At 65.8% G+C, this 9,812-nt stretch carries 8 protein-coding genes and 1 pseudogene; 6 read left to right on the top strand and 3 right to left on the bottom strand.

The annotated features are described in order from the left end of the window. Nucleotides 1-156: pseudogene (locus FN835_RS21535) on the bottom strand (threonine/serine dehydratase); the annotation flags it as partial. Then, nucleotides 156-1,343, bottom strand: a complete 1,188-nt coding sequence (bhcA, locus tag FN835_RS05560; protein WP_142662197.1) for an L-aspartate--glyoxylate aminotransferase BhcA — start codon at nt 1,341-1,343, stop codon at nt 156-158. The gene bhcA and the pseudogene FN835_RS21535, both read right to left, overlap by 1 nt. Before the next feature lie 183 nt (nt 1,344-1,526). Here bhcA and bhcR point away from each other — a divergent pair, with 183 nt between their 5' ends. The 3 genes from bhcR to FN835_RS05545 all read left to right on the top strand — a co-directional run bounded on the left by bhcR (nt 1,527) and on the right by FN835_RS05545 (nt 4,951). Further along, nucleotides 1,527-2,363, top strand: a complete 837-nt coding sequence (gene bhcR / locus FN835_RS05555; protein ID WP_142662196.1) for an HTH-type transcriptional regulator BhcR — start codon at nt 1,527-1,529, stop codon at nt 2,361-2,363. A 174-nt stretch (nt 2,364-2,537) separates the two neighbouring features. Continuing rightward, on the top strand, nt 2,538-4,184 hold the full coding sequence (locus tag FN835_RS05550) for a DUF6345 domain-containing protein (RefSeq protein ID WP_142662195.1): 1,647 nt from the start codon (nt 2,538-2,540) through the stop codon (nt 4,182-4,184). A gap of 59 nt (nt 4,185-4,243) precedes the next feature. Continuing rightward, a complete protein-coding gene (locus FN835_RS05545; protein WP_142662194.1) occupies nt 4,244-4,951 on the top strand; it encodes a pentapeptide repeat-containing protein in 708 nt (235 codons plus the stop codon). Nucleotides 4,952-4,956: 5 nt separating this feature from the next. On the opposite strand, the gene FN835_RS05540 is transcribed toward FN835_RS05545, so the two are convergent. Next, nucleotides 4,957-6,576, bottom strand: a complete 1,620-nt coding sequence (locus tag FN835_RS05540; protein WP_142662193.1) for an SARP family transcriptional regulator — start codon at nt 6,574-6,576, stop codon at nt 4,957-4,959. Between the two features lie 91 nt (nt 6,577-6,667). On the opposite strand from FN835_RS05540, the gene FN835_RS05535 reads away from it, so the two are divergent. From FN835_RS05535 to FN835_RS05525, 3 genes are read left to right on the top strand one after another with little or no spacing between them, the layout of a single operon-like run. Next, complete coding sequence (locus FN835_RS05535) at nt 6,668-7,765, top strand: phosphatase PAP2 family protein (protein ID WP_142662192.1); 1,098 nt, start codon at nt 6,668-6,670, stop codon at nt 7,763-7,765. Continuing rightward, nucleotides 7,765-7,974 (top strand): hypothetical protein, encoded by a 210-nt coding sequence (locus tag FN835_RS05530; protein WP_185958592.1) that lies wholly within the window; start codon nt 7,765-7,767, stop codon nt 7,972-7,974. The genes FN835_RS05535 and FN835_RS05530 overlap by 1 nt, the downstream gene beginning before the upstream one ends. Next, nucleotides 7,971-9,761, top strand: a complete 1,791-nt coding sequence (locus FN835_RS05525) for a S8/S53 family peptidase (protein WP_142662190.1) — start codon at nt 7,971-7,973, stop codon at nt 9,759-9,761. The genes FN835_RS05530 and FN835_RS05525 overlap by 4 nt, the downstream gene beginning before the upstream one ends. Nucleotides 9,762-9,812 lie beyond the last annotated feature (51 nt).

Raw genomic sequence — 9,812 nt, 5'->3', positions numbered from 1 at the left:
CTTTTGCAGGTTCTCGCATTTGAAGAACAGTTCGGCCCCGGTCAGATCGTTCAGGAATTGCGAGGTCAGAACCGGCGTCCGATGCACATGCGGCGAAATCCGTTCGCGCGCCACAAGCATGTCAGAAAGCGTCGGGATATACATGGCGTCCTTCATCATGCGGCTTTCCGCAGAGCGCTGGCCCCGCCGCGATAATGTTCCTGCGCCGCAGCCACGCCCGAACCCAGCCGGATCGGCAGGCCCAGATCGGCCATGGTCATTTCCGCGACCGCGATCCCCGACAGCGCCATGGCGTCGGTCAGGCTGCCCAGATGGCCGATGCGGAAGACCTTGCCCGCCACTTCGCCAAGCCCAGTGCCAAAGGCCATGTCATAGGTTTCCAGCGCATGGGCGACGATGCGGTTGGCGTCGAAACCTTCCGGCACACGAATGGCGCTGACCGTGTCGGAATAAAGCTCGGGACGCTTGGCACATAGCTCCAGCCCCCATGCACGGACCGCGGCGCGCACGCCACCCGCGATGCGGTGGTGACGGGCAAAGACGTTTTCCAGCCCCTCGGTCAGCAGGCGTTCACAGGCGACGTTCAGCCCGTTGATCAGGCCGACCGGCGGGGTGTAGGGATAGCCATTGCGGGCATAGCCCGTTGCCATATCGCGGATGTCGAAAAACGTGCGCGGCAGCTTTGCGGTTTCGATCGCTGCCATGGCCTTGGGCGAAAAGCCCACGATGGCCAGACCGGGCGGCAGCATGAAGCCCTTTTGCGACCCGGTGACGGCGACATCGACGCCCCATTCGTCCATGCGGAAATCCATCGACCCGATTGAGGACACACCATCCACAAACAGCATCGCGGGGTGGCCGGCTGCGTCCAACGCGCGGCGGACGGCGGCGATGTCGGATTTGACGCCGGTTGCGGTCTCGTTATGCGTGGCCAGCACGACGCGGATTTCATGCCCTTTGTCGGCGGTCAGGATTTCCTGAAACCGGTCGGCGGGGATGCCCTCGCCCCAAGGGGTTTCCACGAATTGCACGTCCAGCCGATGGCGCTGGCACAGGTCGATCCAGCGGTGGCTGAACATGCCGTTGCGCGCCGCCAGCACCTTGTCGCCGGGCGACAGCGTGTTGCTGATCGCGGTTTCCCAGCCGCCCGTCCCGGTCGAGGGGAACAGGAAGACCTGCGCATCGCGCGTCTTCAGCACCTGTTTTACGCCGTCCAGCGCGGGGTGCAGCATCCGCCCGAACACCGGCGAGCGGTGGTCGATCGTGGGCATGTCCACGGCCTTGCGCAACTCCTCGGGGATATTGGTCGGGCCGGGAATAAAGATGGGGTTCTGACTGGTCATGGCACTCCTCCAAATCTTGTGACCCAGCCTAGGTGGCCCTGTCCATTGTGACAATTTTTCTGAAAAATATTTCGCAATCGCGGAAAATGGCCGTATTATGAAGCGTTGTCAGTTGCTTAATGTTTTCCATTCACAAAATCGAATTTTCAATGAATTGTTTCAGCAGTTAAAAGGATTCGCATAATGTCTGCGGAACAGCGAAAACGGGGCAGGCCACGCGGGCGCGGCATCACCCCCGATGACAGCGGCGGCGTGCGTGCGCTGGATCGTGCCTTCGACGTGCTGGATGTGATCGCGTCGGCCAACGGGCTGACCCTGACGGAAATAGCACATAAGCTGGAACTTGCCCCCTCGACCGTGCATCGCGTGCTGACGACGCTGGCGGCGCGCGGGGTGGCGGAAAGCGACGGCGCGACGCAGGGCTGGCATGTGGGGCCGACGGCGTTTCGGCACGGCTCGGCCTTCATGCGACGCTCGGGGTTGGTCGAACGCGCGCAACCCGTGCTGCGCCGCCTGATGGAGATTACCGGAGAGACGGCCAATCTGGGCATTCTGAACGGCGATGCGGTCCTGTTCCTAAGCCAGGCCGAAACGCATGAGACGATCCGCGCCTTTTTCCCGCCGGGCACGCGGTCGGCGCTTCACGCCTCGGGGATCGGCAAGGCGCTTTTGGCCCATGCGCGGCCCCACGATCTGCGTCGGATGATCCGGGGACTGAAGCTGGAGCGGTTCACGCCGCAGACCCTTGCGGATGCCGAGGCGTTGGGCAGCGATCTGGTTTCGACCCGCCTGCGCGGCTATGCGCTGGATAACGAAGAACGCGCCGCGGGGATGCGCTGCATCGCCGCGCCCATTTTCGATTTGTCGGGGCGTGCAGCGGCAGGGATTTCTGTGTCCGGCCCGGTGCATCGCATGACCGATGCGCGGCTGGACGACATTGCCCGCGCTGTAGTTCTGGCGGGGCGCGAACTTTCGTTGGGCATGGGGCCGGCACGTGACGGCGAATCAGCCGAAACGTGAAATAGCCGTATTCAATCCAGGGTTGATTGTTCAATATATATCAGCGGTTTGACCAAAGCGCGTGCTATCGAAACCCGGCGGTTTTTCGGATTCACGCCGGGTTCACGGCGCGACTTCTAGCCTGAATTCACGGTTGCGTGTGCAACCGGTGATGATGAGTAACAGGAGTCCCCGATGCAGGATCAAGGCCGGCAGGCAGAACTGGCGCGCAAAGCAACTTCCCCCGCGATGCCCGCGACGCCGTTCATCGACCCGGCTCTGGCCGATCCCGCCCGAACGGGGGCCGGGCCTGCGGCATCGCCCCAGCCGGGCGAGGCGGGGATCTATGGCGCTTGCTCCGCCGAGATCTTTCGCGCCGCAGGCTCGCTGAATGCCGCACATCGCGATGCAGGCGGGTTTCTGGATCAGATCGATCAGTTCGCCATGCCGGATTTCTGGCGCCGCGATGCCTCGGTCCGGGCTTGGATATATGCCCGTAAGGCGCAGGATGGTGCGATCAGCGGCGATATGGATGGCGTGCGCGTCTTTTACCACGCCGGGCACGGCGCCATGGATGAGGCCGGGAATTTCTATCTGCCGATGGGTGCGATGTGGCAGGGGGCGGATGCCAGCCTTGGTTCGGCCCGGATGCGTTTCGGGGCGGATCGGCTGCGCTATCTTTACTGGTCGGCCAGTGAATCGCTGCGGGTCACCGACAATCACTGTCCGCTGCGCAGCTGGGGCCCTGCCAATCGCGGGCTGCGCATGATGTTCGGTTTCGACAGCACATGCTGGGATTCCGGTCGCTATGGCCAGAATTTCTGGCGCAACTGGCGGATGGGCAAAAGCTTCTCGCAGTCATGGCTGGATGGCGCGGTCGAGGTGTCGCCCGATCATGTGCCTGTGGTCAGCGCAATGGGCGCATCGCGCGACGAGGTGCAGGCCCGCCTTTATGGCGAAGCACGGTTCGAGCCGCAGCGAGCGGCGCGGGACTGGTGGCTGTGGCGCTGGGTGCAACCCTTGGCGCAGCACCGTCGCGACCCGCTGACCGAGCCTCCGGCGGCGTTCCAGCGCGCCCGTCTGCTTGCGCCCGAGACGGATCGGCAATTGGCCGATGCCGTTCTGCACGCGATGGGACTGGATCTGCGTTCCGTCGTGCCACGTCAGGGCGGCGCGATCGAGGTGAACCTGCCCGGCATCCGTTTCCTGCGATCGCCCCAAGGCAGTGTGCTGCTGGAATTCGCCCGCAGCGGTCGCGGGGCACGGGGCAAGATTTCCCTGCAACGCCGCAGTCTGGTCGGCCGGGCGTGGTCCGCGCTGCGCAGGCACGGATTTTTGCGGGCCGGGCATGAGCTTTGCTTTGATGCCTTGTCGCTGTCGCTTTCTGCAGGGCGCACGCTGCGCAGTGGCGAAGAACCCATGCCCGAAGTGGTGGACGAAATCAGCGTTCAGTTCCGGCAGGTGATCGAAGGTGTTCCGGTCATCGCATCCGATGCGGGTTGGGTGCGGGCTGTGCTTTGTCCCGACGGCACCTTGCTGCGGATCGAGGCGAACCTGCGGCAGGTCGCAACGCTTTTGCCCGCACAGCCCGTCATCGAGGGCGATGCGGGCGTGGGCTGTGCGATGCGCCATGCCTTGGCGCAGCAGGCGGCCCGGCTGATGCGCGATCTGGCCGCACGGGGTGCCGCGCCGCTGACATTAAGCGTCCTGCCCGGCACGACCGAGGTTGGATACGGAATCCGCAGCAATACCGCCCGCCTGATCGTCCGGCAGGGGGTCGAGATCAGATGCGTTCGCGGTTTCCGCAAGCGTTACTGGGTTCAGTCCGACCTGTGCGACTGAATCCAGTAGCCCGAGGATGGAGGCAGCCATCCTCGGGCACCGAAGGCAGGGGGAATGGAATGGGACGGCACACGCGCGAGGAAATCCTGCGCAAGATCGTGACCTCGGGGCAGGTGCAGATGCCACATGCCGACCTGTCGGGCTTGAATCTTTCGGGACTGACGCTGGTCGGTGCGGATCTGAGTTATGCGAACCTGACAGGCACAGACCTGCGCGATGCCCAGCTTGTGGGGGCAAGCCTGTGGTCATCCACCGCGCGGGGCGCGCGTTTTCGCGGAGCCAATCTGAACGGCGCCAATCTGGGGCTGGCGGTTCTGGTCGGGGCCGATCTGCGCGACACCCAGTTGCGGGATGCCGATCTGACCGGGGCGCAGCTTGACGGTGCAGACCTGACCGGGGCCGAAATGCGCGGATCATGGCTGGACGCCATGCAGCGCGCGCTGGCCATCGGCGCCCCCCCGATGCGCTTTCCCGAAGCGTCGCACCCCCGCACGCGCGTCCTGCATCAGGCCGATCTGGAGGGCGCGGTCACGCTGCGCTCGGGGGACAGGCTGGAATTGCGGCTTGATCACCCGCCCCGCCGCACCCGCATCCGTCAGGCCGACGCCAAGGCGCAGGCCGTGCTGATCGGGCCTGACCGCAGCACGGCGGACCAGCCGCGCCACAATGTCAGCTTTACCGCAGGCGCGCCGGGTCGGGCCAATCTGCGTATCGGATTTGGCCAGGGGCTGCTGCCGCTGGTGCTGGATATATTGGTCAGCACATGAGTGTATCACAGCCCGGATTTGGTAATTCCCATCAGCCCGGCCATCCGCAGGGTCGAAACCGGGTAGTCGGCATCTGCCATCAGCGCCAGACTGAAATCCGGTTCGATCAGGCGCAGGCGGCGCAGGGCATCTGCCGCCCCCGCCTCGTCCCCGCGGTGATAGCGCAGCGCGGCCAGAAACCGCAACGAGGGGCGATTGTCGGCGGCAAAGGCATAGGCGGCAGCGGCGCTGTTTTCGGCGTCGCCAAAGCGGCCCAGCCGGATCTGGACGACCGCGCGGCGCATCAGCCAGACCGCCGGACCCAGTTCGGCCAGCGCACCGCGCGCGCCCCTGTCGGTGGCCTCCAGCGCCTCGGCGTCGCGGCCCACATCGGTCAGGGCTTGGGACAGGGCGTGACAGGCCATTTCATTGTCGGGATCGGCGCGGCAGGCGGCTTGTGCCAGTTCCAGCGCCCCGATGGCATCGCGCCGCCACGATGCCGACAACGAGGCGACGGCCAGGACGACCGGATTGTTGGGCGACAAGGCGCGGGCCTGATGGGCAAAGGCGTCCGCCTCGTCCGAGCAGGTAGCGGGATCGTCGGTCAGACGCTCGATGATCAGCGTGTTGCGCAGATAGGAACGCAGCGCCAGACTGACGGCACTTTCGCGTCCGGGCGGCAGGGATGCCAGCACGCGGTCCGCCTCTTCCAGCCGGTCGCGGGAATAGCTGAAGACATCCCAGATCGGGAAAGTCATCCACGTGGGCGATGCGGTGCGTCGTGCCCGGTCCAGCAGCGCCACGGTGATCTGCGCCACCGCATGGCGCATGGTCGCCGTTTCCTCGGCCGCGCGGATGCTGAAGCGGCGCGTCCAGCCGCGCGTTCCCGTGGCGATGTCGCGCATGACCACCATCAGCGAACAATCGGCGCCCGCGCTATAGCAGATGGCCCCGATCTGCGTTCCCGTCATCGTCGAGGGATCTGCGACCTGATCGGCCAGCGTGGCCGGGATCATCTCGCAGGCGCGGGCGGCGGCTTCGTTCACCACCATCTCGCCGATGACATGGGCGCGGGTGTCGTTGCTTTCGACGGCGTCCAGTGCCACGACATAAACCGGATCATCGCGCGGGGTCAGGCTGGCATGGGCGATGCCATTCATCAGCCCAAGGCGCGGGGTGAAATCCGGCGACGGCTCGGTCCTGCGGGCATAAGCGTTGGGGCCGTCGCTTTCGGGCGTCAGGCGCAGGCGCATGTCGCGCAGCCAGCTTTCGAATTCGGGATCGGGCACGTCTATATCGGCGGCGAATTCGATCGGCGCGCCACCCGCGTCGTAAACCGGCGTCAGATCGATGCGCAGCCTTTCGGGATCAAGCCCGACCCAGCCCACGCCGGTCAGCAGAATGTCGCGTTCGCTGGCAAGGCTGCCGCGCAATTCGCGCAGCATCTGGCGCAGGCTGTCGGAACCCTGCTGTTTGCTGCGGTCGCTCCACAGCAGATCCTGCAGACGGGCGCGGTTCAGCCGCAGATCGGGCGCCGTGCCCAAAAGCGCAAGCGCGCCCCGCGCCTTCTGGCTGCGCGGAGTGAGGTCATCGCCAAGGGACCCGCGCAAACGCACGGTCCCCATCAGGCTCAACATCGCCGTCATCGCGAATCGCAGCTGCTCCCAAACCTAAGAGATATTATCCGAATTAAGGGTTCAGCATGGAAAACTTGCAAGAAAGGGAGGCGTAACCGCCGTGTCATTGACCAATGCTCATAACGCCCACAATGCGCATAATGCCCATAACGCGCATAACGCCCATCAGTTCACCGCAGGGGCGAACGATCCCGTCGATCTGGCGACGGCGCTACTGATCGCCCGAGAGGGGATCGTGGACGCCGTGCCGTCGCCTGCAACGACGCCTCAGCGCCAGCCCTTGGCACCGCTGCGCCGTCTGCGCCGGGTCGAGGAACAGTTTTCCCACGCCATCCTGATGTTCGAGATGCTGGAAAGCCTGCGCGTCACGCCAGAGTCCGCCCCGGACCCGGCGGATCGGGTCAAGCTGATCGCACGGGGAACGGCAGGGCAGACGCCTTTGCTGACGCTGGACCTGCCCTCGGATCAGGATTTTCGAAACGAGGTGGCGCTGGTTCTGGGCTATGCCGACCTGCGGGCCGAGCGTCAGCCCGAGATTCTGGCGCAGACCAGCGATCTGGAATCCTTCTTCACCTCGATCCTGCCGATCCGGCCGGGCAGGGCGCCCGTCACGCGCAAGCTGATGGCGCTGGTCGGTGATCTGTCAACCTTTGCCGTGCAGCGCATCAAGCTGGCCTTTGCCGCCCCACGGGCCGAGATGTTCAGCGATCAGGTCCAACCGCTGATCGCGACGCCCCTGCACGGCAGCTATCCCAGCGGTCATGCGACACAGGCCTTTGCGCTGGCCACGCTGCTGGCGATCCTGACGCGCGAGGATCAGGCGCAGCCCGCCCGCGTCACCGCTGACAGCCAGCTGTTTCGCATGGCGGCACGCATCGCCGTCAACCGAACGGTCGCGGGCGTCCATTTCCCGGTGGATAGCGCGGCAGGCGCTTTCCTGGGCATTTCACTGGCACGTTGGCTGGCCGTCAGGGCGGGTGTGGGCGGGCAGACCTGTCCCGCGCTGCATTTCGACGGTCGCAAATGGGGCAATAGCGCGCCGAATGCCAGCCGGGATTTCCACATCGTGCGGCTGAGCGAGGTGATTGACGGCGATGCCTGCCTGACCGTCGGACAGCCGATCCCCGGCAAAGTCTCGGGCCTGCTTGGCGAGGTCTGGGCCGAGGCGCGCAACGAATGGAACCTGCGGTGGATGTGATGCAAAAGGACGAACCCAACACGCTGCGCTTCGTGGCCCTGAGCAGCGCCGACAACGCCCGGATCAGCGAAAACGGATCGGCATTGGTCGATTACCTGCTGCACCCGCCAAAGGGCACGGAACGCGAACTGGGCGAAGGCATTGCGCCCGAGATCACGCAAAAGCGTCGCGATGCCCTGCGCGCGCTGACCGAGGCGGCCTTTAAATGATCATGAACGCCACGATTGCCGAATACAGCGACCTGCTTGAGGCGTTGCTGCCGGCCTATGACAAGCTGTCGCTGTTCCCGCCCTCGGCGGCGGGCGGCGGCGAGGGGATCATCCGCTCGGACGTGTTCCTGCAGGGCGATGCCCTGCCCGAGGACGAAGTGGCGATCGTCGCGGTGATCGACCATGTCGTGCCCTTTGCCCATCACCTGCTGACGGCGGCGGACGGGCATAGCCGGGTCGCCTCGATCTGGTTGCAGGATGGCGTGGCGGACCTGTCGCCGCGCCCCGACATCGCCTTTGGGCTGGAATTGCGCGGCTCCGAGATCGACCTGCTGCGTCAGGGCGGCAACGGTCACCCCCGGTCCGAGGAGGAAATCTATCGCGCCATAGGTCTGATGGAGCCGGGCCGACGCGATGCGCGCTGGATGATGCGCGCCTCCAGTCACGGTGCGGCTGTCGCCTGCACGGCTGCGGGGTTTTTGCCCGATGACCGTGCGGGCCGCGCCCATCCGCTGATTGCCGTGGGCCTGCCCGACTGGGCGTTGGCCGATACATCGGGGGCGGTGATGCCGCTGCTGCTGCAGGCATCGGTCGTCTTCATCATCAGCCGGGCGCGGATGCTGGCCGCCGAAATCAACGCCGACCGCGCGCAGCGGGGCAAGCCGCCTGTCAGACCGCCGATTGTGGTGAATATCTCACTGGGGATCACCGCGGGGCCGCGTGACGGCACATCTTTGATCGAGCGGATGCATGATGTCATCTCGGCCCAGCCGCCAAGCGATCTGGGGCAGGTGCATTTCGTGCTGGCCAGCGGCAACACGCGGCAAAGGCGGCAGAATGCCGTGCTGAAAGCCGGGGCGGATGCGCCCGGTGAAATCGGCTGGAACCTGCCCCCCGATGACCGCACGATAAGCGAGTTGCAGATATGGGCGCCGGTGCTGCCCGCAGGCGCGCCCGCGATCCGCCTGCGGCTGACCCTGCCCGGTGCGGCATCCGCACCCGCCCGCAGCATCGAGACGGCCTTTGATGACCCGGTCGGGGCCGGGGCGCAGATTGCCATGATCCTTGACGATCAGGAGCGGGAGCTGGCGCGGCTGGTCCTGCAGGCCTTTGCGCGGGGCGACCGTCTGCGCCAATGCCTGACGATGATCGTGCCGCCCACCGCATCGGACAAGCCGGGGCCGGTGCTGTCGCCGCCGGGCACGTGGCAGATCGAACTGCTGCCCGGCGGTCCGTCGCCCTGCGACGTGGTGGTGCAGCGCGATGATCGGCTGTTCGGCTTTCCCCGCGCGGGGCGGCAGTCATGGCTGGTCGATCCGACTTATGTCGAGCGGGACGCGCATGGCCATTGGCAGGCGGCCGATCCCGCCGACCCGTCCGCGATCCGGCGCAACGGCACGGCCAATGCCTATGCGTGGGGCGAACGGCAATTGCGGGTGGGTGCGCATTACCGGATCGGGCCATGGCACGCTGATGACGGTCCGACACGGCGGCTGTCATCCTATGCCGGGTTGCTGGCGAATGGCGATTGCGGTGACCTGACGGCTGCGGGCGACCGCTGCGTCGCGCTGCCCGGCGTGCCTGCGCCGGGGCTGCGCGGTCGCGCCACGCAGATCGTCAGCGGCACCAGCATCGCGGCGCCTCGCATCACCCGCTGGCTTGCGGCGCGGATGGCGGGCAGCACGCCTCCGATGACACGGTCGCAGATCGTGACGGCTGCGAAAAACGGGCCGGGCAATCCCGCAGGCGTCCCGTTTGTCGATATTCCCATGCCCTGGGACCGCTAAGCCTGCGGCAAAAGCGCAAGCGATCATTGCCTGCGCGGCCCGCCTGCGTTA

It is taken from the genome of Paracoccus laeviglucosivorans (assembly GCF_900182695.1).
GTDB lineage: Bacteria > Pseudomonadota > Alphaproteobacteria > Rhodobacterales > Rhodobacteraceae > Paracoccus > Paracoccus laeviglucosivorans.
Note: the sequence above shows the minus strand (reverse complement) of the source record. Positions and strands in the feature narration are given on the sequence as shown.